24 protein-coding genes, 12 tRNA genes and 1 riboswitch are annotated in these 26,051 nt (G+C 44.6%); of the genes, 32 read left to right on the top strand and 4 right to left on the bottom strand.

Going from position 1 to position 26,051, the window contains the following annotated elements:
• Nucleotides 1-50: 50 nt before the first annotated feature.
• From LRL21_RS24200 to LRL21_RS24135, 14 genes are all read left to right on the top strand, one after another.
• A tRNA-Val gene (locus LRL21_RS24200) sits at nucleotides 51-126 on the top strand.
• A 16-nt stretch (nucleotides 127-142) separates the two neighbouring features.
• Nucleotides 143-216, top strand: a tRNA-Met gene (locus LRL21_RS24195).
• A 37-nt stretch (nucleotides 217-253) separates the two neighbouring features.
• Nucleotides 254-330 (top strand) — tRNA-Asp (locus LRL21_RS24190).
• A 40-nt stretch (nucleotides 331-370) separates the two neighbouring features.
• Nucleotides 371-446, top strand: a tRNA-Phe gene (locus tag LRL21_RS24185).
• Between the two features lie 12 nt (nucleotides 447-458).
• Nucleotides 459-534: transfer RNA gene (locus LRL21_RS24180), tRNA-Thr, on the top strand.
• A gap of 57 nt (nucleotides 535-591) precedes the next feature.
• Nucleotides 592-676: transfer RNA gene (locus LRL21_RS24175), tRNA-Tyr, on the top strand.
• Nucleotides 677-683: 7 nt separating this feature from the next.
• Nucleotides 684-757, top strand: a tRNA-Trp gene (locus tag LRL21_RS24170).
• Between the two features lie 14 nt (nucleotides 758-771).
• Nucleotides 772-847 (top strand) — tRNA-His (locus LRL21_RS24165).
• A 15-nt stretch (nucleotides 848-862) separates the two neighbouring features.
• Nucleotides 863-934 (top strand) — tRNA-Gln (locus LRL21_RS24160).
• 13 nt (nucleotides 935-947) lie between these two features.
• Nucleotides 948-1,022 (top strand) — tRNA-Gly (locus LRL21_RS24155).
• A 12-nt stretch (nucleotides 1,023-1,034) separates the two neighbouring features.
• A tRNA-Cys gene (locus LRL21_RS24150) sits at nucleotides 1,035-1,108 on the top strand.
• 14 nt (nucleotides 1,109-1,122) lie between these two features.
• Nucleotides 1,123-1,208: transfer RNA gene (locus tag LRL21_RS24145), tRNA-Leu, on the top strand.
• A 140-nt stretch (nucleotides 1,209-1,348) separates the two neighbouring features.
• Nucleotides 1,349-1,786, top strand: a complete 438-nt coding sequence (locus LRL21_RS24140; protein WP_240418355.1) for a GNAT family N-acetyltransferase — start codon at nucleotides 1,349-1,351, stop codon at nucleotides 1,784-1,786.
• A 23-nt stretch (nucleotides 1,787-1,809) separates the two neighbouring features.
• Nucleotides 1,810-2,340, top strand: a complete 531-nt coding sequence (locus LRL21_RS24135) for a hypothetical protein (protein ID WP_240418354.1) — start codon at nucleotides 1,810-1,812, stop codon at nucleotides 2,338-2,340.
• Between the two features lie 102 nt (nucleotides 2,341-2,442).
• Here LRL21_RS24135 and LRL21_RS24130 read toward each other — a convergent pair whose 3' ends face one another.
• On the bottom strand, nucleotides 2,443-3,012 hold the full coding sequence (locus LRL21_RS24130) for a ribonuclease H-like YkuK family protein (protein WP_240418353.1): 570 nt from the start codon (nucleotides 3,010-3,012) through the stop codon (nucleotides 2,443-2,445).
• A 494-nt stretch (nucleotides 3,013-3,506) separates the two neighbouring features.
• Nucleotides 3,507-3,674, bottom strand: a complete 168-nt coding sequence (locus LRL21_RS24125) for a hypothetical protein (protein ID WP_240418352.1) — start codon at nucleotides 3,672-3,674, stop codon at nucleotides 3,507-3,509.
• Between the two features lie 75 nt (nucleotides 3,675-3,749).
• A riboswitch (cyclic di-AMP (ydaO/yuaA leader) is annotated at nucleotides 3,750-3,892 on the bottom strand.
• A 205-nt stretch (nucleotides 3,893-4,097) separates the two neighbouring features.
• Between LRL21_RS24125 and LRL21_RS24120 the strand changes: the two genes are divergently transcribed.
• The 11 genes from LRL21_RS24120 (at nucleotide 4,098) to LRL21_RS24070 (ending at nucleotide 16,587) form a co-directional block, all read left to right on the top strand.
• Nucleotides 4,098-4,382 (top strand): hypothetical protein, encoded by a 285-nt coding sequence (locus LRL21_RS24120; protein ID WP_240418351.1) that lies wholly within the window; start codon nucleotides 4,098-4,100, stop codon nucleotides 4,380-4,382.
• Nucleotides 4,383-4,422: 40 nt separating this feature from the next.
• Entirely contained in the window at nucleotides 4,423-4,731 is a 309-nt protein-coding gene (locus LRL21_RS24115; RefSeq protein WP_240418350.1) for a hypothetical protein, read from the top strand.
• 103 nt (nucleotides 4,732-4,834) lie between these two features.
• Nucleotides 4,835-7,717, top strand: a complete 2,883-nt coding sequence (locus LRL21_RS24110; protein WP_240418349.1) for a hypothetical protein — start codon at nucleotides 4,835-4,837, stop codon at nucleotides 7,715-7,717.
• 108 nt (nucleotides 7,718-7,825) lie between these two features.
• Nucleotides 7,826-8,758, top strand: a complete 933-nt coding sequence (locus LRL21_RS24105) for a YbjN domain-containing protein (RefSeq protein ID WP_240418348.1) — start codon at nucleotides 7,826-7,828, stop codon at nucleotides 8,756-8,758.
• A gap of 230 nt (nucleotides 8,759-8,988) precedes the next feature.
• Nucleotides 8,989-10,386: a threonine synthase gene (gene thrC, locus LRL21_RS24100; RefSeq protein WP_240418347.1), complete on the top strand. Its 1,398-nt coding sequence runs from the start codon at nucleotides 8,989-8,991 to the stop codon at nucleotides 10,384-10,386.
• A 145-nt stretch (nucleotides 10,387-10,531) separates the two neighbouring features.
• Nucleotides 10,532-11,011, top strand: a complete 480-nt coding sequence (ybaK, locus tag LRL21_RS24095; RefSeq protein ID WP_240418346.1) for a Cys-tRNA(Pro) deacylase — start codon at nucleotides 10,532-10,534, stop codon at nucleotides 11,009-11,011.
• 57 nt (nucleotides 11,012-11,068) lie between these two features.
• The gene (locus LRL21_RS24090) at nucleotides 11,069-12,010 is read left to right on the top strand and encodes an aldo/keto reductase (protein WP_240418345.1); all 942 of its coding nucleotides are present in this window, start codon (nucleotides 11,069-11,071) and stop codon (nucleotides 12,008-12,010) included.
• Between the two features lie 72 nt (nucleotides 12,011-12,082).
• On the top strand, nucleotides 12,083-13,966 hold the full coding sequence (locus LRL21_RS24085; RefSeq protein WP_240418344.1) for a SpoIIE family protein phosphatase: 1,884 nt from the start codon (nucleotides 12,083-12,085) through the stop codon (nucleotides 13,964-13,966).
• 176 nt (nucleotides 13,967-14,142) lie between these two features.
• Complete coding sequence (locus tag LRL21_RS24080; RefSeq protein ID WP_240418343.1) at nucleotides 14,143-15,021, top strand: radical SAM/SPASM domain-containing protein; 879 nt, start codon at nucleotides 14,143-14,145, stop codon at nucleotides 15,019-15,021.
• 23 nt (nucleotides 15,022-15,044) lie between these two features.
• Nucleotides 15,045-15,662: a rhomboid family intramembrane serine protease gene (locus tag LRL21_RS24075; RefSeq protein WP_240418342.1), complete on the top strand. Its 618-nt coding sequence runs from the start codon at nucleotides 15,045-15,047 to the stop codon at nucleotides 15,660-15,662.
• 166 nt (nucleotides 15,663-15,828) lie between these two features.
• Nucleotides 15,829-16,587 (top strand): phytanoyl-CoA dioxygenase family protein, encoded by a 759-nt coding sequence (locus tag LRL21_RS24070; protein ID WP_240418341.1) that lies wholly within the window; start codon nucleotides 15,829-15,831, stop codon nucleotides 16,585-16,587.
• 30 nt (nucleotides 16,588-16,617) lie between these two features.
• Here the strand turns inward: LRL21_RS24070 and LRL21_RS24065 are convergent, their stop codons facing one another.
• Entirely contained in the window at nucleotides 16,618-17,475 is an 858-nt protein-coding gene (locus tag LRL21_RS24065; protein ID WP_240418340.1) for a helix-turn-helix domain-containing protein, read from the bottom strand.
• 112 nt (nucleotides 17,476-17,587) lie between these two features.
• Between LRL21_RS24065 and LRL21_RS24060 the strand changes: the two genes are divergently transcribed.
• Nucleotides 17,588-17,890 (top strand): Dabb family protein, encoded by a 303-nt coding sequence (locus LRL21_RS24060; RefSeq protein ID WP_240418339.1) that lies wholly within the window; start codon nucleotides 17,588-17,590, stop codon nucleotides 17,888-17,890.
• A gap of 93 nt (nucleotides 17,891-17,983) precedes the next feature.
• Here the strand turns inward: LRL21_RS24060 and aspA are convergent, their stop codons facing one another.
• A complete protein-coding gene (gene aspA, locus LRL21_RS24055) occupies nucleotides 17,984-19,408 on the bottom strand; it encodes an aspartate ammonia-lyase (protein ID WP_240418338.1) in 1,425 nt (474 codons plus the stop codon).
• Nucleotides 19,409-19,597: 189 nt separating this feature from the next.
• Here aspA and LRL21_RS24050 point away from each other — a divergent pair, with 189 nt between their 5' ends.
• The 6 genes from LRL21_RS24050 to LRL21_RS24025 all read left to right on the top strand — a co-directional run bounded on the left by LRL21_RS24050 (nucleotide 19,598) and on the right by LRL21_RS24025 (nucleotide 25,993).
• Nucleotides 19,598-20,617, top strand: coding sequence for an ABC transporter substrate-binding protein (locus tag LRL21_RS24050; protein WP_240418337.1), 1,020 nt, complete (start codon nucleotides 19,598-19,600; stop codon nucleotides 20,615-20,617).
• Nucleotides 20,618-21,198: 581 nt separating this feature from the next.
• Nucleotides 21,199-21,363, top strand: a complete 165-nt coding sequence (locus LRL21_RS24045; protein WP_240418336.1) for a hypothetical protein — start codon at nucleotides 21,199-21,201, stop codon at nucleotides 21,361-21,363.
• 95 nt (nucleotides 21,364-21,458) lie between these two features.
• Complete coding sequence (locus LRL21_RS24040) at nucleotides 21,459-22,547, top strand: S-layer homology domain-containing protein (RefSeq protein ID WP_240418335.1); 1,089 nt, start codon at nucleotides 21,459-21,461, stop codon at nucleotides 22,545-22,547.
• A 790-nt stretch (nucleotides 22,548-23,337) separates the two neighbouring features.
• Complete coding sequence (locus LRL21_RS24035; protein ID WP_240418334.1) at nucleotides 23,338-24,189, top strand: phytanoyl-CoA dioxygenase family protein; 852 nt, start codon at nucleotides 23,338-23,340, stop codon at nucleotides 24,187-24,189.
• Between the two features lie 381 nt (nucleotides 24,190-24,570).
• A complete protein-coding gene (locus tag LRL21_RS24030) occupies nucleotides 24,571-25,056 on the top strand; it encodes a heme-degrading domain-containing protein (RefSeq protein WP_240418333.1) in 486 nt (161 codons plus the stop codon).
• A 10-nt stretch (nucleotides 25,057-25,066) separates the two neighbouring features.
• Nucleotides 25,067-25,993, top strand: a complete 927-nt coding sequence (locus LRL21_RS24025) for an ABC transporter permease (RefSeq protein ID WP_240418332.1) — start codon at nucleotides 25,067-25,069, stop codon at nucleotides 25,991-25,993.
• Nucleotides 25,994-26,051 lie beyond the last annotated feature (58 nt).

Genomic DNA, 26,051 nt, shown 5'->3' with positions numbered 1-26,051 from the left:
CTTTCACGGAGGTAACAGGGGTTCGAGTCCCCTACGGGTCACCAAAGCAAGGGCGCTTAGCTCAGCTGGGAGAGCATCTGCCTTACAAGCAGAGGGTCGGCGGTTCGATCCCGTCAGCGCCCACCATGTATTTATTGATTGACGCGGGGTGGAGCAGCCCGGTAGCTCGTCGGGCTCATAACCCGAAGGCCGCAGGTTCAAATCCTGCCCCCGCAACTTAATAATTTCGAAGATAAATAAGCTTCGAAACTGTGGAGCCGTGGTGTAGTGGCCCAACATGCCTGCCTGTCACGCAGGAGACCGCGGGTTCGAATCCCGTCGGCTCCGCCACTAATCATTTCCCGTAAGGGAATATGAAAATGAAATAAAAGGCTCGGTAGCTCAGTCGGTAGAGCAGAGGACTGAAAATCCTCGTGTCGGCGGTTCGATTCCGTCCCGAGCCACCATTTCTACTTTATGCCGTTGTAGCTCAACTGGTAGAGCAACTGACTTGTAATCAGTAGGTTGGGGGTTCAAGTCCTCTCGACGGCACCAGTACTTTCAAGATAAAGCATTAATGTTGCTTTATATGCTGTACTGACAATTGAATATGGAGGATTAGTGAAGTGGCTAAACACGGCAGACTGTAAATCTGCTCTCTCTGAGTTCGGTGGTTCGAATCCATCATCCTCCACCATTTTTATAGGGGCATAGTTTAAAGGTAGAACAAAGGTCTCCAAAACCTTTGGTGTGGGTTCAATTCCTGCTGCCCCTGCCAATCTTACAACTGTGGCGGTCGTGGCGAAGGGGTTAACGCACTGGTCTGTGGCTCCAGCATTCGTGGGTTCAAGTCCCATCGATCGCCCCATTATTTTTTTAGTAATGGGGATTAGCCAAGCGGTAAGGCAACGGACTTTGACTCCGTCATCCCTAGGTTCGAATCCTAGATCCCCAGTATTACTAATCATGCGGAAGTGGCTCAGCGGTAGAGCATCGCCTTGCCAAGGCGAGGGTCGCGGGTTCGATTCCCGTCTTCCGCTCCATAATGTATTATTGGCGCCATAGCCAAGTGGTAAGGCAGAGCTCTGCAAAAGCTCTACCCCCAGTTCGAGTCTGGGTGGCGCCTCCATTTTTGTAACACTCGCCGGAGTGGCGGAATCGGCAGACGCACAGGACTTAAAATCCTGCGGTAGGTGACTACCGTACCAGTTCAAGTCTGGTCTTCGGCATACGAGAATTGTCAAGCAAACTTAAAAACTTCTTTGATTCTTACCTGAATACACCATTCAGATTAGGATCAAAGAGGTTTTTTTGTTATAGTAATGAAAACAGTCGACTCAAACTAAAATGTGATGAGGAAGTGATATGTATGGTTCTTATAAGAGAATCTAGACAATCAGACAACCACGCATTGGCACAATTAATGGGTGAACTTGGTTATCCAACATCCGCTGAATCTATGCGCAAACGGATGGAAGCCATCGAATCAAGCCCAATGAACGGTACTTTTGTTGCCGAAATGGATAATTTAATTGTTGGTATGATCGGCCTTCGAGTGAATAACAACTATGAATATGATGATAGTGTTGTGCAAGTTGTTTCACTGGTAACAAGGGCTGCTTATAGAGGAATGGGTATTGGAAGTGTGCTTATACTTCATGCTGAGGAATGGGCACAAGCACGTAAGGGGAGTGCTATGACTTTAACAAGCGGTATCAAACCTGAGCGAGCTGCCGCACATGAATTTTACAAGAGCAAGGGATATGCTATTAATGGGTATCGATTTTCAAAGAAGCTATATGATTAGGGAAAAGAGGGAGGTTGTATGATATGGAATATGTTAGGGATTATGTGATGTATTCGGCTATTTTCGGTATTTTTAGTTTTAGCTGGTTTGGCTGGGCTCAGGAGAATCCAAGAAAAAGCTGGCGCAAATATATAGGGATTGCTTCAGCAGTTCCACTTGTATTAGGTTTAGTTGGTATCTACTTAAGTATTAAGCATTGGCATGATCACACTGCTTTATCGGATCCAGATGTGTTTCATAATTATTTGTATTTCGTATTTATAGAATTCTTTCTAGCTGCGATAGGTGCTTTCCTATTAATTAAATTTAAACGTAATGACTATACGGCCCCATGGATTGCTTTTGTTGTAGGTGTTCATTTTTTTTGGTTAAAAAGTGTTTTTAAAGATTCCAGCTTGTATATTTTGGCGGTACTCCTCATTGCAGTTGCATTCATTTCATTATTCGTATCTAAAAAGTTTAACATCGCTAATAGTGCTATAACAGGTATTGGCGCTGGTACCGTTCTGCTCTGCTTTGCGATATTAGGATTGGTTCGATTCTTAATGCTATAAGACATACTTGAAAATCTCACCCACGGGAATGCCGGAATGGTACCAGCAAATCTGGTACAGAGAATTATCCCTTCGCAAGTACCTCGATAATCCTTCTAAGAATCAAATAATAATTTGATGTTTTTTCTTCGAATAGCGGTTGGCATAAGCTGATGCTACATAGGAATCCGGTTTGATAATCGGCACCATGCCTAACGATTGGACGCGTAATACCATTTCCGCTACATATAAAGACGTTTTGTTTTTCACGTGATCCGAGCCTGCATCAATATGAATATACGATTCGAAAGAAGCTCCTTTATATACAAAAGGGAGGACAATATCCTCCATTTCCCGGCGTTTGTCGTCACTAAAGAACAAGGCAATTTCCTCGCTTAATGCGGTTTCGGTTGAAAGCTTTTCTTTAATTGAGGCAATGGCCCGCGGGACGATCACCTGCCGATAGCAGGCCCAGGCTCCATTACCTGGACGCTGGATCACAACACCCGTGATAAATTGTGTATAGCCTTGATGGACCTGGCAATCGGTGCCTATTATAAATTTATAAGCTGCTTTGGGATCAAGCTGCATAAAACCGATAATTCGCTCATGAACTTGCGCAAGGCTTAGGCCTTGCTCGGAAGTGTTGCGGAACGTTAACGCAGGGGTTATCCCACCATCTTGATTATTCATGAAATTCACCTGTACCCAAGGCTCGGTATTCTTCCTCTCTTATTAATATTTGGACAGGAAAGGCGGAATCCAACCACTGTTCACGTAATCAAGTACGCTTATTACTTGGCTGTTCTCTACATATTATGATCGAAACGGCCGAATTTGAACCTGTGCCCCCATGATCTCATCGTATGCAGGATTTAGTCTAAATGGCTGCATGACGACTACCAACAAATAAGCAGAGAAAAATGGGGTAGAAAGAGACGGTTATTTTTGAGATGGTGTTGGTTTTGATGCTTGCACAGCCTTTTGAGCCAGGGGGGATGAGTGAATTAGAGGCAGCTTGATAAAAAATGGATGAATACTGAAAAAATATTTTGAAAATGTGTAATAGAGGGCAAGATAATTATGGGAATGATTGAATAGTAATCAGCCATATGCTGGATATTGACAGAATGTATATCAGAAGGTACTGAATTTGAAAATCATGCATAGGCTGATCGAATGTGGAATTAGTCAGGGACAACATAATAATTTTTTCCAAATAACTCAAGGCTCGGGGTTTCCTCTGCACACTCTTCTTGGCGTTCGGCCAAGGAGTGGATGAATTCGTAAGCAGCGCGTTGATCCTTTTCATTCAAACCTTCGAGCATACGAAATAGTTTTTCCTTATGGACCATAGTAAATTCCTCCTATCGAGTATTCTGAAAAACAGAAAAAACACAAGGCTAGACCTTGTGTCAAATGAACACATCTATCCTTCCCACTTTCGCTTCCGAGGTTAGCTGACGGATTCGGACTGTGAGAATTAGCCCTACGACATGCACTTGCATATCGATTCACCCCAATTACTTGGTTCCCCCGGTTTTCTATACAGAAAACTCAGCGCGTATGATTCAAATATGAAATTATAAGAGTTAACGTTCTAATTATTACACACTTTCTTCAAAAGTGAAACACAAATTGTTTTTTTCTACATAAATCGACTCACGGATATACTAATTGAGTGAAAATTGGTATGATGTATATATAGTTTGGAGTGGTACGGAGGGCAGCTCGTTGAACAGCTGGCTTTTTACAGGAAAGAATAGGGGTTTGGTCAAATGTCTCGGATCTTGGCTCATTTATTTTTATTTTGCGATACGAATAAAGACATCTCGAAGATATTAAGAATCACCCGATACGGTCATGGAGAGGAAGTCAGCGAACATGCCTGTGATGGGATCAGTTTTGAAATGGCCTCTTACGATAGCCTGAACATTATTGACAATCAGGGCAAGCGTACATGGTCGTTCATGCTGGAAGGCTGTACTTCTCATTATGAAGAGAAAAGTGCCAAATTGTATCACTCGAATGAATTGTATTTGCTTTTTGAATTTATTGATTAGAAGTAAAAAAATGGTTATCAAGAAAAGGGGAACACCGAGCGTGCTGATCAAGTTGAATTTCACTATTAAAGGAAAAGTAGCCATCGAAAATTTTACCAACGATGAATTGCTTGAAATTTTTGCGAGGTATATCAATACGTTAACCAAGAAATATGCGGTTGATGCTGTCGTACCTGCTGAAGGAAATCAGAGCATTGTTGCGGACGGCTCTTTAAAAGTGATACTGGAAAATGTTAACTGTGACGTGGACACCTTCTTCAAGGAACTGGGCAGAGATATAAAAATTCCTTTAAAGAAAAGGCTCGAAGGCAAGCTGGATAACGTGTTTAAAACTGAGGTTGTTAAATAACGGAAATATGACGAATAGAAATCAGCATACAACAGCATCTGTTGCTAAGACAGATGCTGTTATTGTATCCGCTCGTAAAGATGCAAGGTAAGGAGTGTTCGTTGTGAGTGAACGTGTACCTGAAAATCGATCTAATAGCCTGACAAAAACGCTCCAAACAAGTTCTCCCACTGCTGAGGCGGGAGTTGTCCCGGCAATGGATTCGCACCAACTGACGCCTGCACGTATTTTGCAGCTGCAAAGCACGATTGGTAATCGGGCTTTGCAGGGCTTGGTGCAAAGAATGCGTAATGATGCATCTGTCATTCAACGGGCAGGAGGGGCTGGGACGGCGACTCCTGCAGGCGGTACAGCAGTCACCCCAACCGTTCCTTCAATAACGCCTGCCGAGCAGCGTAAGTTGGATTTGGAGGCGGAGCGCGATATTGTAGCTCCAGCATTGGCCGTACAAGCTCTCGGGGAAGTGAGAGAGAAGGTTAAGCAGGAAACGACTGCTTATTTGAAAACGGATTCGAAAGCAAAGGGTATACGCGAGAGTGTTACCAACAAAGCGATTGCGGATGTGAAAGCCAATATCGATGCTGATTTGACGGCATCGGCTAACGAGAAGGCTGACGCCAAGAAGTTTGCGGCCCAGCATGCTGAATCCAGTGGAGCTGTAGGCAAGGCATTAGCGGCTTATGCCGAGGAGCTGACAACGGCAAAGGTTGCCGATGATAATAAGACAGAGCTGGAGAAGAAGGCCAAGGAAGGCTTTGAGCTGGTTGTGCCGAAAACCAAGGTTGCCCTTGATGTCCAAAAGAGCAAGGCTGCTGAGGAAGCCAAAAAGAAAATGGATACATATGCGAAGACTTTAATCAAGACGTATAGCGCTACTTCCAAATTGGAAATCGTCAGAAATGCAGAGCAGGACAATACCTTTATTAACACCAAGGTCAACGTGGGCACGGCGGGCAGCGAGGAGATTCAGAAGCGTCACAGCTTGGATGGTGGTCTTGCTTTTACAGCAGAGTACGAGAAGGTATACCAGGATGTATTGGTAGCGCCAATGAAAAAGGCTGCTTTACTGAAACTGGGTGTCGGCCGCAGAGAATTCCGCAGATCTAAGGAATTGAACGAATTCCGTCAAAAGCTTAAGGACAGTGCACGCGAACAAGCACGTGCAGATATTGATTCGGATATTGACACGAATTCGCTAACGGCAAGCAAGGGAGAAATGACGAAGCAATACTACGCGATGGCAGCAAAAACGAAGGCTTATGCAAGCTCCAAGGTGTCAGTTGATGCCGTGATGGGTACAGAGGCTGATGCCATTGTGGAAAGAGTTGTACCCAAAATCAGCACAACTGAAGGTCTACAGCATGCCGGTAAAACATCGGCGTATGATATAGCAAGAGAGAATGCACAAGCAACTGATAAAATCAAGGCAGCGGCGGTATCGGGAGCTACACTAAAGGCAAACGAATTGTTAAAGGAGAAGAAAAGCGAAGCGATCAATGAAGCCAGAAAGCTGACGAAGGGCGATAAGGAAGTTGCAGGATCAACTCCCGATGCGGCTAAGACCGCTGAAATCAATACTGGTGTGAAAACGGAAGTCACCCGTGATGAAATAGGCAAGAAAGCGATCAAGGAATCTGTAACGGCCGATAATTTGAGCAGCGGATTTGCGAAGCTCGGCAAACTGATTGATATCTCCACGCCGAATGCCGGAGATGCAAGCTCCTTTGACGTTGAATTGAAAATTCCGTTTGCATCGGCCAGCGGCGGCGCTCAAGCTTACTTCTTGTTCGGCTTCGGGGGCGAAGCCGAGAGGGAAAGTGACGAATTATCGGTCAACACCCAGATTACACTGGGTGCCGGTTTTCAAACCTTTGGTTTTGATGCCAACTTCCGTTTAGGGCTGTTTCTGGAAGCCAAAGGTAAAGACACCACCAATGTGATGAATTTGCTCTCATATGGATTATACAGACAGGTTCCGCAAAGCGCGGCTGAATATTTCTGGGGCCAAGGCGGTAAATCAGGCGAATCAACACGGATTGAAGCGGAAAAATGGGCCATGATGATAGAAGAGCAGGATATGAGCGGGGACGGCTCAGTCGATGTTGGTTTACTTATGAAAATTGCAATGGAGGCCAATGCAGGTGTTGCCGAGTTTTCCGCGGAGCTGGCGTACAAACGGCTTAGCCGTTACAACAAGGAAGTCATTGCAGAAAAGGGCAAGGATGCTGCAGGTGTTAAGCTTCCTGCTAATCTGCGAGGAGACAGTATCGGCAAGGGTGAGATTCGCAACGTAGTTGATGCTGCAACAGAGATTGAGGTTAAATTCGGTAAGGATAGCGTTGCCTTTGGACTTGAGGGTTCCATGGTTTTTGTGAGGACGGGTGACGATTTAAGAATAAGAGAGCTGAGTCTTGAAGCTTCCGGTACTGTGCCATCGCAATTCGGAGAAGATAGCGGTGAGTTTACACGGATTGCATCGAAGATTTCAGCAGCCTGTGTAGGCAGCGGCAAGAATCTGATTGCTTTACTGAAAAAGACTGCTAATCAGGAGTCGAATAGAGGCACGCGCGCTGTTGGGACTGCGCTTGATTCCGGCAGTGATGCCTTGTTCATGGGGGATCATTTTGACCAGATAGGAGCAAGCCTTGCAGAGAAAATCCAAGGTGATGAGACCGTAAATGACACGATTCGCAGCTGGGTTACAGGTGATGAGATGCAATCCAGCGCAACCGAGACGGTGAACAAGATTGGATTGTCCAATGCGCTTAAATTTGCATTATCGTTTGAGAAGAAATGGAACGCTGCTGGTGTCGGGGAAGAGTGGGAGATTGCTCTTGAGGCCAGCCAGGTGAAATCTATGGAGGTTGATGCCGAGATAGTCAAGGTTGCTGTGGAGAAGTCCAAGCGGCTGGGCAAAATTGGTCTTGCCAGCAAGGGTGGCGCGCTGAGCGGTTCGGCTGAGGCGCTGGGCCATGAGATTGCATAGGATACCAAGCGATGGCAATTCGCAATTTTATTAAATTCATATCCAAAGATTACGATAGAGGAAATCGATAGTGGTTATATAGCGATAATGAGACTTAGGAGGAAGCAGATGGCGGATCATGGAGCAAATGCCGAAGTAGAGTCAAGATTGGAGCTGGATCATCCGCTGACGTTCACAACATTAACAGGTGATCCCATACATGCTCGTTTGAAGCGGCTGGTCCTTGCCTCAGGGGATCATCTCGCGACCTGCACGATCAGCTTTGAGGTGGAATGGTCAACGTATGCGCTCATACTTGCAGGAGATTGGTTTGGTATGTTCCCTGCAACGAGAGAAGGAACCACTGCAGGGATTCTGGATGAAGGACAGCCGGTTGAACTCAAGGCATCGTTAAGGCAAAGCCTGCTCAAGGCGGTATTGCACAATCAGGCTGATGTAGAGGATGTTCTAAAGACCTTGCTGCAAGAACAAGCTGATGGTGTACTGCCACTTAGAATGAGTGAATGCTGGCTAATAGAAGAGGTCAAACAACTGGTCGAGCTTCCTGATGAGTTAGCTGGCGGCTCTTTGAAGCAGGGATATCGCACCCTATGGGCGGATCCGGGAGTTATCAAGTCGGAAGCTGATCAATCGGTTGCAACATTGAACGAGATCGTGGAAAGCTACCTGACCCGTCTGGAATGGAGCTATGAACGCATTGACGATACGATTCTTCGATTGACCTTTCGAGGAGATCATGGACAATGGATTGTCCTTGTTCGTACAGATGAAGCGAAGCAGCTATGTATCGTATATTCGATTTATCCGCAGCTGATAACCGAGCCGTATCAAACAGCAATGGCTGTGTTTCTGAATCAGGAAAATTATGATTTGGCTGTTGGCAACTTTGAGATGGACATGTCAGATGGAGAACTACGATATCGTACAGGAATTGATGTAGAGCATGGTCGTTTGACGAGTGAGTTGTTTGGACAGCTGTTTACAACGAATATCGCGATCATGGACGAGTATTTTGAGCGAATTGCTGAGGAAATGAAATAGATCCAAGCGGGCAATGATCGCATTCTACATAGATAATAAGAGTCAATACGAAACTGATATTGAACACCTGTTGATAAACGGGTGTTTTTTGTTGTCTTTTATACGGCAGGCGTTTGAATATCAACAAATTTGAAATCATCACTTGGTTATCGCTCCGAATAAAGGTAAAATAGAGTTAATGACAACTATATCCCTATCCTAATGGAATGAAATTATTGGAGGAACGAAAGATGAAGTATATCAGCACCAGAGGCAATGTGGAAGCAAGAGGTTTTATAGAAACAGTTCTAATGGGACTTGCTGACGATGGCGGCTTGATGATCCCTGAAGAAATCCCTGTGGTTTCAGCGGCGACCTTGAAGGAATGGGAAGCTTTAAGCTACCAGGAGCTGTTTTTGAAAATTTTCTCTTATTATACAAATGATGAAATCCCTTACGAGGATTTAAAGGATATGGTAGCTAAAAGCTACTCCAGCTTCCGTAGTCCCGAAGTAACGCCTGTACAAACGATTACCGATAAGCTCCATATCCTGGAGCTGTTCCATGGACCGACCTTCGCGTTCAAAGACGTTGCTTTGCAATTTATGGGCGAGCTTTACTCGTATATTTCCAGGAGGCAAGGCGAGATTATTCATATTCTCGGAGCAACCTCGGGAGATACGGGCGCTGCTGCCATCCAGGGAGTACGCGGGAAAGAAGGCATTCGTATTTGTGTGCTGCATCCGCATCTCAAGGTGAGCAAGGTGCAGGAGCTTCAAATGACAACCGTCAATGATGCGAATGTGTTGAATTTAGCGGTTAAGGGCAACTTTGACGATTGCCAAGGGGTCATCAAGGAGCTGTTCGGTGATCTGGATTTTAAAGGCAAGCATCATTTGCGGGCTATCAATTCGATCAACTTCGTGCGGATCTTGGCGCAAACCGTTTATTACTTCTATGCCTATCTGCAGGTAGCCAAGCAGCAAAATCTGGAGAAGATCAATTTCAGCATTCCGTCAGGTAACTTTGGCAACGTGTTCTCCGGTTATTTGGCCAAAAAAATGGGGCTTCCGATCAACAAGCTCATTATTGCCACCAATGAGAACAATATTTTGGAGCGTTTTATCAAAACCGGAATATACAAAAGCGGTGATTTCCTGAGCACGCACAGTCCGTCCATGGATATTCAGATTGCCAGCAATTTTGAACGTTACTTGTATTATTTCTTGGGCGAGGATTCGCAAAAGGTGTCCGAGTATATGAAGAAGTTCCAGCAAGAAGGGCAAATTGTGATTGATGCCGAAGACCTGAAACGGGTACAAGCCGAGTTCTCTGCCCATGGTGTGAAAAATGCCGAATGTTTGGAGATTATCGGAAAATACAAGGCCGAGCACGATTACTTGCTAGACCCGCATACAGCTTGCGGCATAGCGGCATATGAGACGTTTGCTAACGACAATGAGGTTTGTGTATCCTTTGCAACCGCACATCCTGCGAAATTCGACGAAGCCATTCGTCTGATTGATATTAAGCAGCAATTCCCGGCTGAGATTGAGCAGCTGCTTTCCCTGCCTCAGTATCAAACGATTGTGAATAACAGCAAGGAAGAAATTGTTGCACAGCTCGAAGCGTTTTATAACCGCGCATAGGTTCAATTCACCTCTTGAATCTGTAATATAATTAGGCGAACGTCAGGATTCGGTGCAAGACCGTGTTCTGCGTTCGCCTTCTTCATAACTATAAATATCTTAAAACGATTGAATTGTTTAAATGAAGGGTTGGAATAAAATCTCTATGTCTGCAAAAACCAATGCTTGTCGAATATTGGACGCTCTCCATATTTCATACACGTTACATGAGTACGATTGGGATGAAGATCAGCTGGATGCTTACACTGTAGCCGATAAGGTCGGCTTGCCGGCGGATCAAATTTATAAAACGCTTGTATTGCGCGGAGATAAAACGGGGATTATGATGGCCTGTATTCCTGGCGATGCCGAGCTGAATTTAAAAAGCTTAGCCCAGGCAAGTGGGAATAAGAAGGTCGAGATGGTTGCCGTAAAAGAAATTCAAGCTTTAACCGGCTATATTCGCGGAGGGGTCTCACCTCTTGGAACGAAGAAAAAGTATCCTTTTTATTTAGCGCCGGCTGCTGTGAGCGTAAGCCCTGTCAGTATCAGTGCTGGTCGCCGCGGCTTGCAAATATTTCTTAAAGGTGAAGATTTGGCTGCTGCCTCTGAAGCTATTCTAGTAGACATCACAAGCCATTCATAATACGATAATGTAGACGTATACAGATTGTTAAATCCTATTATTGAGGAGTGATTGTCCGTGGATTATGTAACCTTGGGTAGGACCGGTTTACAGGTAAGCGTCATGAGCCTTGGGGCTGGCGGAAGCAGCAGGTTAGGTATGAAAACGATTAAAAGCGAGCAGGGAGCCGCGACGATTGTTGCTAAAGCGATTGAGCTCGGTATTAATCTGATCGACACGGCTGAAGCCTATGGCACAGAAAATGTAGTGGGGGCAGGCCTACAGCATGTCCCAAGAGAGTCCGTATACATATCCACCAAGTATTCACTTCAACATAATAAGGAATTAAAGCAGCCAGACGATTTTGAAAAAAGTGTCGATCAAAGCTTGTCCAATTTGAAAACGGATTATATCGATATTTATCATCTGCATGGTGTGGCTGCTGCTGATTACGCATATGCGGTAGAGCATTTGGTACCGGAAATGATCAAAATGCAGGAAAAGGGTAAAATTCGTTTTCTTGGTATCACCGAAGCTTTTGGATCAGACCCCACTCATCAGATGCTGCATCAAGCTATTCAGGATGATTGCTGGGATGTGATGATGGTCGGGTTTAATATGTTAAACCAGAGCGCACGGGCTCAAATATTTGAAGCTACGATCGCCAAAAATATTGGAGTTCTCGACATGTTCGCGGTAAGGAGAGCCTTGTCGCATCCAGAGGCATTAGCCGAGATTATTGCGAGCCTGCTTGCCGAAGGAAAGCTGGATCCTGATAAGGTCAATCCAGTCAATAGCCTGGATTTCCTGGTGCATCAGCATGGTGCTGAAAGCATCATGGATGCGGCTTACCGCTTTTGCAGATATGAGCCGGGCATTCATTCCGTGTTGATGGGAACGGGCAATGTACAGCATCTGGCGGATAATATTGCATCGGCGAACCGACCTCCACTGCCTGAGGCTGATATTCAGAGGATTAAGGATATGTTTGGCACGATTGATAGCGTGACGGGTAACTAAGCTGACACATACGTGCTGAAGCAGCTCTATCGGCTACAAGGATGTCTAAAGCTTTTAAATAGGGGTGCACGGATGTCGAATGTATTCAAACCAGAGATAAATTTGAAAGCCAAACCTGCCTTCGATTCGGGAGTAACGAAGGTCATGATATTGGCTAGTGTATTGATCGTGTTTTCGATTGTGCTAATCGGCACATTTGTATATTTCTTTACAGAAAACGAAGTCGTCAAAAAGTTGAAAAGCCGTGATCTCGAGACGATTGCCGAGTCTATCTCGTCCAAGGTAGATGCGCGGATTGATAAGGAAATCGAAACCTCTTTGGTGTTTGCCAACGATCCTACTCTATTGAAATGGCTGCAGGAGGGGGAGAACAATGCGACGCTTGAGGCCATGGTTCACCAAAAAACGAATTATTTGCATCAAAAACTAGGCTATAGCACGACTTTTATAGCAAGCACGAAATCAAGGCATTACTGGGATGAAAATGGAAAGATTATCGATACGATAAGCGAGCAAGATCCTGATGATAGCTGGTTCTTTGATTCCATCGCACTCAAGAAGGCCTCCTCGGTGAATTTTGATTACAATAACGAGCTTAAAGATACGTTTGCATTCGTGAACGCATTAGCAGGTCCGGTTGACGCGCCCCTGGCGGTTGTGGGTGTAGGGATCAATCTTCATGAGCTGTCCGATAATTTTGCTTCCTACAAGGATGGCAAGGGCATCAATCTATGGCTGATCGATAGCAAGGGATCGATTTATTTATCCGATGTGTATGAGCATAATGGCAAAAATATCCGAGATGTATTGATAGATTCAGCCTCGAGCGACGTGCTCAGGCAGTTTGATACAACGACGCGAATTTTTGAATATGATTCCAAATCAGGCGAGCGAATGGATCTGATCAGCTACCCATTGAAGTCGACGGATCTTCATCTGCTTGTTGAGGTAGAACGCAATGAGACGGTGTCTTTCCTGCGGACGATTAAATGGAATACGGTTCTGGCCGTAGCCGTTTCTATAGTTTCGATTGTGTTCTTCTTCTATTATGTATCCTGCAAGCTGGCTAATCCTTATAAACGGGCGATTCTGCTGAACCAGGAGCTGGAGAAGCAGGTTATGGAACGCACGAAGGAATTGTACGAGCGCAATCAGGAAATACTGGACAGCATTAATTACGCCAAGCTGCTGCAGGAATCTGTTTTACCGAAGGAGCAGCAGTTAAAGGTATTGTTTAATGAGCATTTTGTTATTTGGCGGCCGCGGGATGTCGTAGGCGGTGACTTTTACTGGTCGAAGCAATTCGGAGAACGGACGCTCGTAGCTGTTGGCGACTGTACAGGTCATGGTGTGCCTGGCGCATTCATGACACTTTTGGCCGTATCCGCACTCAACCGTATTGCAGATAGTGGAGAGATAGAGGACCCGGCATCGATTTTGAGTCAATTGAATCGCCTGTTGAAAGAAACACTCGGTCAGGATGGTCATGAAGGTGTGACTGATGACGGGCTGGATATCGGCATTTGTTCCATTGAACCGAATTGTGTCGTATTCGCAGGTGCTTCCTGCACCTTGCATCGCGTGGATGAGGACGGGGTATTGCAATCATGGAAGGGCAACCGCAGAAGCGTGGGCTACCGTAAAACCCCTTCCGATTATGAATATACAAACCATCTGATGCCAGAGGGTGAGGCCCGTTATTATATGACTACGGATGGCTTCTTCGATCAAAACGGCGGTGAACGCGATTATTCATTCGGTAAAAAACGATTCGCGGAAATGATCGTTCGTTACGGGAATTTATCCCTGATGGAACAGAAGGAATCGTTCCTTCATGAGCTGGAAACGTATATGGGCGATGAAAGACAGCGTGACGATATTACGGTATTGTCCTTTCGAGCTGCCGATCAAATTGCTGCGGGAGCGGCAGAAGAAAGTACAGAAGAGGGAGTATAGCGGATCTGATAGACTTCAAATATACGAGGAGACTATTGACATAGACTGTCATCCGGCCCCATCCTGTGCTATATTTAAAATGATGGAAAGTCTGCATGAGCATACTTGTGACTCATTGCAGGCTTTTTGGTATGCCAATGTGAACAAAGGATTTAATAGAAATGGAGTGATAGCAGATGAAGAAATTTAAAAAGACTTATATCGAAATTACGAGCGTGTGCAACTTGGCTTGTACCTTTTGCCCGCAAACCAAGCGACAATCGAACTTTATAAAAATAGATGCGTTCACCAAAATTCTTGATGAAATTAAGCCGCACACGGATTATATTTATTTTCATGTTAAGGGCGAGCCTTTGCTTCATCCCAAGATCGATGAACTGCTGGATCTGAGCCATGAGCGAGGCTTCAAGGTCAATATTACGACCAATGGCACCTTGATCACCAAAAATAAGCATAAAATTTTGCCTAAGCCTGCGCTTAGACAGATGAATTTTTCATTACACAGCTTTGACGGGCATGAAGGCTCGACAAATAAGGAAGCCTATATTATGAATATTTTGGATTTCGTGAAGGAAGCGGTCGCTACGACCCCTTTATTGGTTTCGCTGAGGCTGTGGAATTTGGATACGGACAATACCACCAACCTTGAAAGAAGCCGAAATCGCGAAATTCTTGAAATGATTGAGAAAGCGTTCGATCTGGACTTCAAAATTGAAGAGAAGTTTGTGCGCGGCAGCGGATTGAAAATTGCAAAGCAAATTTATTTGAATCAGGATCATGAGTTTCAGTGGCCGGATTTAAAGGAAGCTGAGGATGAAGGCAAGGGCTTTTGTCATGCGCTGCGCAATCAGGCTGCGATTCTGGTAGATGGTACGGTGGTGCCTTGCTGTCTCGACGGAGAAGGTGTTATCAATTTGGGCAACATTAATCAAACCCCCTTCTCCGAAATTGTAGAGGGAGAACGTGCCAACAATTTGTATAACGGTTTTTCCCGAAGAGAAGTCGTGGAAGAGTTGTGCAGAAAGTGCGGTTACCGACAAAGATTCAGCATGTAGCAAAAGCGAGAGGAAGTGAGTCCATGTTCGCACGAAGAGAAAGTTTAAAGGAATATATCAGCCTGTATCCGATCACAGCTCTATTGATTCTTGTGAATATCGTGGTGTGGGGAGTTATGGAACTATTCAGCTTATCCCAGAACCCGAACGTAACCCTGCTGCAATTTGGTGCCATATTTGATTTGCCGAATATGAAAGCGGAGGCTTGGCGTTACGCAGCTGCGATGTTTATTCATATCGGATTTTCGCATCTGTTCTTTAACAGCTTTGCTCTGTATGTGTTTGCAGCGCCGCTGGAGCTTATGCTCGGTAAGTGGAGATACCTGCTGACCTATATCGTATGTGGCATTACAGGAAATATATTCAGTATGTGGCTGCACAAGGATTATTTTGTCTCGGCAGGCGCATCGGGAGCGATATACGGGATCTATGCTGCGTTTTTATTTTTGGCGATATTTCGAAAGGACATTATCGATTACCAGACCAAACAGACGCTTCTCGTTATTGTAGGGATTGGGTTCGCGTACTCGTTGTTCGTTCCCAACATCGATATCTATGCCCATCTAGGCGGCTTTGTTGGCGGTATTGTTATGATGGCGTTAATCGTATTATCAATCAAAAGAAGACATCGCAGAGCATAGCTGCTATCTTCAGTTTCCCATGTTTCTTGGTCCTGTTAGTCTGATGACAACAAGATAAGTTAATTCCGCACGGCGAACAAGATTGGCGAAGATAGTTGATGCAAGGACCTTTACAATAAGAGGTATTCAAGCAGGACTAACTTATTGTCAAAGGAGAATGGAAAATATGGATAAGATATTGACTGATGAACAATGGCAAACGTACGAAGAGCAGGGGTATCTTAAATTGGGCAAAGTGCTTACGGAGCTTGAGCTGGCCGCGCTTTCTCAGCAGATCGATTATATTATGCTGGGCAAAGCTGGCTGCGATTACGATCGTTTGATGATGCAGCGTGAGGCCGGTGAGGGACATGAGCAATCCAGTCAGACACTCGGCTTTAAAGGCTCCACATTGAACTATCGGAAGATAGAAAATCTGGAGTTCGATTCAATGTTCTTAACCTATTTGCAAAAACCGTTGTTTCGCGAAATATGCGATAAGGTGTATGGAAAGGATACGCGCATTTCCTGCTTTCGTGCTATGTTCATGAATAAACCAGCGCGTCACGGCTCGGTTCTGGCCTATCATCAGGATCGTTGGACCGATCTGGATCGTGATCCATTGGTTACGGTATGGACCGCATTGGACCCGGCAACCATAGAGAATGGGTGTGTGAAGATATTCCCCAAAACCCAGCATCGATTAATCAATCCGGAGAACCCTTCAGGCTTCATCACTTCGGAGCAGGTTAGCCAGCTGGTGGAAAATGGGGAGCCTGTTCATTTGGAGCTTGAGCCCGGCGAAGCCGTACTCCTTCATAACTGGACCGTTCACGGATCTGAAGGAAATTCAAGCGAGCAGTCCCGTCGTGCTTTTAGTGTATGCTATATGGATGCCAATACGGTTTCCGCTACGGGTAAGCAGTTTACCGTTGTCATGGACTGAGATTCGTTGCGAGCTGAATAACGAAATTCATTATTTATTTTCCTTGCGGTAAGCGGCGGGTGTTTGTTTGGATATTTTCTTAAAAACTCTATAAAAATGCTGCAAGCTTTGAAAACCGCATTCCATACCAATGTCTATGATAGACTTATCGGTTTGCAGCAGCTTTTTTTGGGCCTCGATTACCCTGCGATACTGCACATATTCGACAAACGTAAACCGTGTCACTTCGCGGAATAAATGGCTGATATAGTATTTGCTTTTTCCAAATTGGGCGGTCAGATCATCCAACTGTATAGCCTCATCGTAGTGCTCGTCGATATACTGGATGATGTCATGCACTTGATTCTCAGTGGGGTTCAATTCACGCAGATTGCGCCGCAAGTCGCTTAATTTGTCGTATTCCATTAGCAGTAAAAGCAAGTGCAGCTTTAAAGCCGGCTCCAGAGTAAAGTCGTCATGGCGAAATTGCAGCTTTTTTCGAAGGTTCACGATATTTCGGAAAATTTCTTCCAATCTGACTCGCTGTTTGATCGTCAGACTGATTTTTTTATTTTGTTTATGCTGGAGCTTATGAATCAACGGCTCGAGCTTAAGCGTTTGGGTAAGCTCATAAATAAAGCTTTTTTTGAACTGAATCACATAGCGGGTATATTCATGGTTCGGATTATAGAAGATTCGATGCAGGTCGTAAGCATTGATCAGCAGCAGATCTCCATCCTGAATGCGATATTTCGTATCTTTAACAAAAATATCGATATCGGCCCGAATGAAAAAAGCGAGCTCATAAGAATCATGAAAGTGCTCAAGCGGTTTGCGGCTTTCCTTTCCACTATCGGTGTAGTCAATGGAAAAGGCTTCTGTCATCATAAAGAAGCTGGACTGATCCATAGCATCGAACCTTCCGAAATTTACTTTAATAATAAGATAAGTTTATTACAAATCTTAGGATTATGGTATGATTTTATGGTCACGTAATGAGGGTAAAAGGAGAGAGTCGTTCATGTATGAGCATATCGTAGCTTTTAAATTTAACGAGAACTACAAACCGGAGCACGAAAAACAGCTGTTGGAGAGTCTGTTGTCCTTTAAAGGCCGAATTCCGGGGGTTGTTGATATGACTGCAGGTGTGAATGTGACCGAAGAAACCGATAATATTCGTGGTTACACACTGGGGCTTCGCGTTACATTTGAAGATAAGCAGTCTTTGCAGCAGTATGGACCACATCCCGTACACCAGCAATTCGTCCAATTATTGGATGGCATTATTGAAAGTGTTATTGTGATTGATTATCCGATCTCCTAATAATTGGAATAAATACAGTCGTTACGTATAGCTTTTCCAAAATAAAAAGTGATGATTCCGCTCGGAAACCATCACTTTTTGTGTATGCTGGGATTATTGCGACAGGAGCAGGGAAGCCCCGGCAATTCCCGGATTGGTCATTTCAAAAGGATCAAGGATCGTATTAAGGTCCTCTTCCGACAGCACATTATACAGCAGGCACAAATCACGAACGGATTTGCCTGTTAAGATAGCCTCGCGAGCAATTCGTGCTGAAACCTCATATCCAAGGTGCGGATTCAGAGCAGTCATAATGCCGACGCTTTTCTCCACATACTGCTTGCAGATCTCGATGTTGGCTTCGATGCCTTCGATGCAATACGTTCTAAACACCTTCAGCGCCTGATTCATGATGCTTAAGGATTGCAGCAGGTTAAAAACAAGCACCGGCTCCATCACATTGAGCTCCAATTGTCCTGCTTCGGATGCCAGGCAAATCGTGTGATCATTGCCAATCACCTGGAAAGCAACCTGGTTCACAACCTCACACATAACAGGATTGACCTTGCCTGGCATGATGGAGGAGCCTGGTTGTCGGGCTGGAAGAGATATTTCACCAAGGCCGGCACGAGGTCCAGATGCCATCAGGCGGAGATCATTGGCGATTTTGGACATGTTGATCATGCAAATTTTGAGCGCCGCAGATACCTCTGTATAGGAGTCTGTATTTTGCGTTGCATCAATTAAGTGCTCAGCTGATTGTAAGGGAAAGCCGCTTATTTCGGCCAGCAGCTCGGCGCATCTCGTAATATATCGTGGATCGGCATTCAGGCCTGTCCCCACTGCGGTTGCTCCCATATTAACCTCGTATAAATGCTCCTTCGTTTGTCCAATCCGTTTAATATCCCTTCCCAGAACCTTGCTGTAAGCAGCAAATTCCTGACCGAGACGAATCGGAACCGCGTCCTGAAGATGCGTGCGTCCCATTTTGATCACACTGTCAAATTCTACGGCTTTGGTTTCAAACGTTTCTTTTAATTGCTCCATCGTGGTCAACAATTGATTAATTAAAGACAGCGCCGCGATATGGATAGCCGTGGGAAAAGCATCATTCGTGGATTGTGCCATGTTCACGTGCGTATTTGGGCTTAATTTAAAATAATCACCTTTGGTTTCGCCAAGCAGCTCTAATGCACGATTTGCAATAACCTCATTGGTGTTCATATTGATAGAGGTCCCTGCTCCGCCTTGAATGGGGTCAACTATAAATTGATCATGCCACTGTCCTGACAGGATTTCATCAGCAGCCTTAACGATGACCTCGCCAAGTCTTGCGTTCAATTGCCTCATTTCCACATTGGCAAGCGCGGCGGATTTCTTAACAATGGCCATAGCTTTAATGAGTTCTTCATGAATACGGTAACCGGTTATGGGGAAATTATCCACTGCACGTAAGGTTTGGATGCCATAATAGACATCTGCTGGTACTTCGCGTGAACCCAAGAAATCCTTTTCGATCCGAACTTGCTCTTGTGACATTGTAATAGCCTCCTGTTTGTATGAAGAAACCTACTATGAATGTAACAGTTATCCTTATTTTGTGCAATGTACGGAAAATTGTTGTACGCAGTTCAAAGTGATTTACGATTCCGTGATATTGACTTGCCCCATCATTCCAAGTATCATTGATAATGATTGTCATTATCACAAATAAAGGGGAGAGCTTCATTGTTTTTTACAAATTTACAACGCTTCAAGAAACCATCGACATTATTAGTAGCCAGTCTGCTAAGCGCTGCGCTCGTGTTATCCGGCTGCGGCCAGACGACTCCGACGGCTAGCAAAGAAGGTTCAACTGGTGGAACCGCACAGCCAGCGACGCCGGCACCGGCACCTAAGCCTGCTGAATCGTACACCGTCAAGCATGCGATGGGCGAAACCAAGATCACGGGCAACCCTACGAAGATTGTCGTTCTGACGAATGAAGGAACCGAAGTACTGCTTTCTTTAGGCATTAAGCCTGTTGGCGCTGTCAAATCATGGTCGGGAACACCTTTCTATGATCATATTAAGAAGGATTTAGAGGGTGTAACTGTTGTTGGCGACGAGAACCAGCCGAACCTGGAAGTAATCGCAACCTTGAAGCCGGATCTGATTATCGGTAACAAGCTTCGTCAGGAGAAGGTGTACGCTCAACTGTCAGCGATTGCTCCTACTATATTTTCCGAGAAAATTAATGCAGACTGGCAGAAAAATTTTAAATTATATGCCGAAGCCTTGAACAAAAAGGATCAGGGCGATCAATTGCTTAGCAAGCTGGATCAACGTATTGCAGACTTCAAGACCAAAGCGGGCGACAGCTTGAAGATGAAAGTGTCTTTGGTCCGTTTTATTCCGGGTAAGACACGGATTTACTTTAATGATACGTTCGCCGGGTTTATGATGCAAAAGATTGGCTTCCAACGCCCGGCTGTACAAAATCAGGATAAATTCGCCGACGATATCAACAAGGAACGGATTCCGGATATGGAAGGCGATATTTTGTTCTATTACACTTGGGATAATGATAAGAAGGAAGCCAGCTCGGTTGAGCAGGAATGGACGAATGATCCATTATGGAAAAATTTGGATGTTGTCAAAAAAGGCAACGTGTTTAAAGTAAACGACGATATTTGGAATTCATCCGGCAGTATCATTTCGGCCAATGCGATGTTATCGGATTTGGAGAAATTCGTTTTGAAGAAATAGTGAGACAAGTGTTGAAGAACTAGAAGAAGAGCTTAATGAAGATCTTGTAAATTTAAAGGGGGAGGCCTTGTGCCTTCCTTTTTATTGTTTAATATAACGCAAACAGCATTTCAACTTTAAGGGGCAGAACACGTCCTTACAATCTACTCAAGGAAAAGATTCTATTTCAATGATGATCATAGACAATGTAAGATTAAGAAGGAATTTGTAAAAAAATGTAGAAATGGTAACAGATTATTTTCTAAGATGCAGGTAAACAGAACTGAGTTGAATACCGGAGGACTGGTAAAAATAACCAAGCTAACGGTGGATCGGAAGCCTTTAATTAAACAAGCTCAAGATACGAAAGGAAACATAGAGTAGTTCTACAATCAAGGTAAAATTTATTTATCGATAGCACGTTCCGATTCCAATCTGGCGGAAACCTAGCAAAGGGGACTCCAAGACACAACTGGACACGATTGTGAACGCCTTACAGACGAGGTATAACGCTCTGATGGAGCTACAAGCCGCATAACCTCCCCGAAGTCCAAGACGTTGGAAATGGCTGTAGGAATGGATTTCGATGATGGTGGACTATAGTGATCCGACAATCTGGGGTTGCAGTTGGAGCATGGAATTGGCTAATGGCACCTTCGGAGGATCAATTGTTAGCACAAATGAAGAAAAACCCGAAGCTTGCGAATCAGGTGAGTACACAGCAGTTTGGGAAGCCAATATATCGATTCGATAGCGGGTACAATTGAAAGACAGCGAGCCCGTATCGTGGGCTGTTGAACAAGAAATTTCCTGAGTAGGACGAAGGAATGTAAGGGCTACACATTATAGGAGGCTACTAAAAATGAATAAAATTAAATTAAAGTCATTGATTATTGCATCGGCATTGGTATTGTTGAATTCTGGAATTTCTTATGGCGCCTCAGAAAAAAATGAAATCAAGTTCATGGATATGAAAGACCACTGGGCAAATGTTCCTGTAAAAGACGGAGTTGCGAAAGGTTATGTGGATGGATATGAGGATGGCACTTTCAAGCCAGATAAGGAAGTAACAAGAGCTGAGTTTATTAAGTTGGTTTCTGCAGCGTTGGGGCAAAAAGTCGATCCTGAGCAAGGTTCGTTGTGGTATTTAGCTTATGTTAGGGCAATGAAGGAAGAAGGCATCCTGTCGCAGCATTTCTATGAGGACGATATGGGTTATCCTATGATCCGAGCTGAAATGGCCATGGTTGCATCTAAGGCTGTTGATAAAGAGTCTGACGGTACATTGGAGTTTGCTGTGAAAACGGGTCTTTTAAATGGCGTTGGTGGTGGAGAGCTTGATGAGATGGGGGTTACTACTAGAGCGCAGGCTATCACTGTTATTGAGCGTATTCTAGCGAAAAGAGCTGGTAAGGCATTGGTTGCTGACGAAGCTTCTTTGGATATGCTAGATATCAAATCCATCGGTACTAATATCGAACGTCACTGGAACATCAAACCGATTGCTTTGCCGGTTACTGGCAAGTGGGGGAATGGGGTGGCCATAAAACTAAACAAGGTTGTTTACTTGGACTACGCCAAAGGCTACGATCAACCGTATGGGTATTTATTTGATGGTTACTATAAGAACCCAAGAGTAGATTTAAGTAATTATGATGTTATTGCTCTTGAGATAGAAATGTCTGTTGATGGGACTGATTCCGGGGTATACGATTACAGGGACTTCGTAAAACCTGATACTATAGTGGCACATGGTGATGTGAATTTCAACGACAGTATAAACCCAACTGGCAAGGTTGCAGGGGTTGATACTGGCAAGAAATCAAATTACACTGGTTGGGTTGGTTATTCGGTTAAGAAAGAAATAAAACAAGCACAGTTCGATTACTATGGTAAATCAGCACCCCTGCAAATGAGACTTGGTAATGATATTGTTGTGATTGCAAAATGATTACATCACATTATCAAAACTTATCGTACAGAGGTGATTTTACCTGATGAAGTGAAGAAAGTTTTATGGGATAACCGGCTTGTTATTGCTAGCTTCACAATTAATTCTACCTTTTGTGTCAGAGGGGTTGAATGTTGCTCATGCGGCAGATCCACCCACCAGAGTTTATATTAATTTTGAAACCTCAAATCCGAGCTACAGTTCTATAGCTTTGGACTCATTAGCCTCCACTAACCCTACAATAAGCATAAATTTTGATGTTACTGGATATGGATCAGGCAATCCGCTCTCTGCGAAACTGAATATCAACGTGTTGTCTCGATCAGCTACAAGTGCACGTATATTGTTAGGTGAATTAGCTTAATAAGGCTATGAGATGTGGCAAGTATGTAGTTGTCATAATTGGATAAGCAATATTGTATAGAGATAGTCCTCGTCCTGTCATAGGGCGTGGGCTTTTTTTGCGTTTATGGGCATTCCAATTAGCCTTTCAAGTATAGAAAAAGACTTCGAACACTCTACACAATATCCGTCATTAGCTAGACAATAATTGTTATTCGCCATATAACTCTGGCCTAAATGCCTGCACTATCCCCATTCTACCAGCGTTTATATAGCAAAAGTGGCTTAGACAAATATTGTCCTGCCCGGATTCATATGAATTGTCAGTTTTATGCTGTAACGAGATGACCCTATAATCAAATCAGCCCAGCAGCACCGGTTAATAACAGATAAAAGGGTTGAGCCTGAGGGGCAGCATCATAAACCAAATTATGGAGGCTAACGATTCATGGACAAATCATGCTTGCAGTACGGACTGACGGAGGAAGAGCGTAAGACTTTTGATGAAACAGGTTATTTGATTGTGGAGAACGTCCTTTCGGAAGAACACGTTGCCAAGTTGACGGAGATCGTCGATGGAATATATGAAGAAAATGTGAGCAACGGTCATGATCCAACGAAAGCGTTGTTCCACCCGAACTTTATTCCGGACCATCCTGAGTTTTTGAAGCTGGTCGATTATGAAAAGGTTCTTCCAAAGGTATGGGGCATACTCGGCTGGAACATTTACTTATATCATTGTCATATGATTGTGACGCCGCCAACAGGACAGCCCAAAAATTATGATAAACCGTTCCCGTGGCACCAAGACAGCGGTCGCGTCAATCAGGAGATCGAATCTCACCCGCGTCCACGACTTTCTTTAAAAGTAGCCTATTTCCTGTCGGATATCTCCGAGCCGGATCGCGGTAACTTCTACATCGTACCGAACAGCCACTTGACGGATGATATCGATATTCCGACAGTCGGTCAAATCCCAGGTGCGATTCCGGTATGCGTGAAGCCGGGAACGGCTGTATTCTTCGACCGCAGACTATGGCATGCAGCCAGCACGAACTGGTCGGATATTACACGTAAAGTGTTGTTCTATGGCTACGGCTACCGCTGGATCAAAACCAAGGATGATATGACGGTACAAAGTCTTTGGGATCAATGTACGCCGATCCAACGCCAGCTGCTGGGTGATTGCGTGAACGCGAATGGTTATTACACTCCAACGGATGCCGATGTGCCGCTGCGCGTTTGGTTAAGAGAGCATGCTCCTGAGCAGTCCAAAGGTGCCGCAACAATCGATTCCTAAAAGTCCGGTGAAGAACGAGCGCAGCGGCCAAATGATCCTGGAGAAGCGTAAGCGTTCGCCTTTGAAATCGTGAATAAACCGCTTAATCTCATCCAATTTCACGATTTCAACAGCTGAGAGTTTGCGAAAGCAAACTGGCTTCGTAAGCACTACCCCGGAGGGATATTTGGCCGTGCAGCGAGACTTATTCACCGGACTTCTAGAAGTTCCGCGAACAAACAAGTGTGCTGTATGGCTGGAAATTTTGGTGATATGCAGTCACTGTGGAAGGCATGGATTTGTAATCCTTACAGTTAATCTCGGACAAACGTGCATCCGTCTTTTTGCAGCCCCTGACGAAAGGACGGTGCAGCAGTTTGTCAGCCACTCAAAGATTGGGATGTGTTCAAATTGGAAGATTGCACAGCATTATTGGAGCAGCTCTTACAGGAAGAGCAGGAATTGCAATTTAAGACATTTACGAATCAAATGGCTTTTGAAATCGGCTGTAGAATCGTAGCGAAGGCTGCATCCGAGCATAAATCGATTCTGGTCGATATTACGAAGAATGGACAGTCGATCTTTCACTGTGCGATGGAAGGCAAGACCTTGAATAATGCGCAATGGGTGAAACGTAAAAGCAATGTGGTCAACCAGTTTGGCCGCAGCTCTTACTACATGAGTGTTCTACTCAAATCGAAGCAAATTACGATGCTGGAATGGGGCTTTGTAGATCCCAATGAATACGCGGCGGTTGGCGGGTCATTTCCCATCATAATTGAAGGTGTAGGCGTTGTAGGCTCCGTTACCGTATCAGGTCTTCCGCAGGAGCAAGATCATCAACTAGTCACTTCGGTACTGAAGGAATTTGTGAATACAGCAAAATAGAGGTGGACTTATGGCAAAAAGTGTAGCTGCGCGTTCCCGGTTATGGATCAGTATCTTACAGTACAAATACATGTACCTGCTCGCGCTGCCCGGCATTTTATATTTCCTATTATTTAAATTCGTTCCGATGTGGGGCTTGCTCCTGGCATTCTTTGAATACAACCCCTATACAGGCTTCGCTGGCGCTGAATGGGTCGGTATCAAGCATTTCAAGGAATTGTTCGCAGACGAAAATTTTTACCTCATGTTACGAAACACGTTTGCCATCAATATATTCGGTCTGATTCTGATGTTTCCATTACCCATCTTTCTATCCCTCATGCTCAATGAAGTGAGAAGTGAAGTATTCAAAAAAATTAACCAGTCGATCGTGTATCTGCCCCATTTTTTATCCTGGGTGGTCGTGGTCAGTATGACGTTCTTTATTTTCTCCTCGGAAATCGGTATTATCAACAAACTCCTAAGTGATGCAGGTTATGAGCGTATTTTGTTTTTATCCAATCCTAACTACTTTTGGGGGCTTATCACGTTTCAAAATATGTGGAAAGAAGCGGGATGGGGGACGATTATTTTCCTGGCAGCGATGGCAGGCGTTGATCCTCAGCGTTATGAAGCAGCTGTTGTTGACGGAGCCAGCCGGTTTCGGCAAATCTGGCATATTACGCTTCCGGCTATTCGTCCGACGATTATTATTTTGTTGATTCTGCGTCTGGGTCATATGGCGGATGTCGGCTTTGAGCAAGTACTGCTGATGTTAAATCCACTGGTGATGTCGGTTGCTGAGGTTTTTGATACGTATGCATACACACATGGTATCCTTAAAGGCCAGATCAGTGTAGGGGTTACGGTTGGGATGTTTAAGGGCTTGGTTGGTTTGGTGTTGGTGTTAGCATCCAATTATACCGTTAAAAAGATGGGCCAAGACGGTATATATTAGAGGTTGTTTAAAAAGCCCACTTTTGATCACGATGTCATATAGGAAGCGTACTCGGCAT

Source organism: Paenibacillus periandrae, from assembly GCF_022458865.1.
Lineage (GTDB): Bacteria > Bacillota > Bacilli > Paenibacillales > NBRC-103111 > Paenibacillus_S > Paenibacillus_S periandrae.
This window is presented reverse-complemented; position numbering and strand designations above follow the sequence as displayed.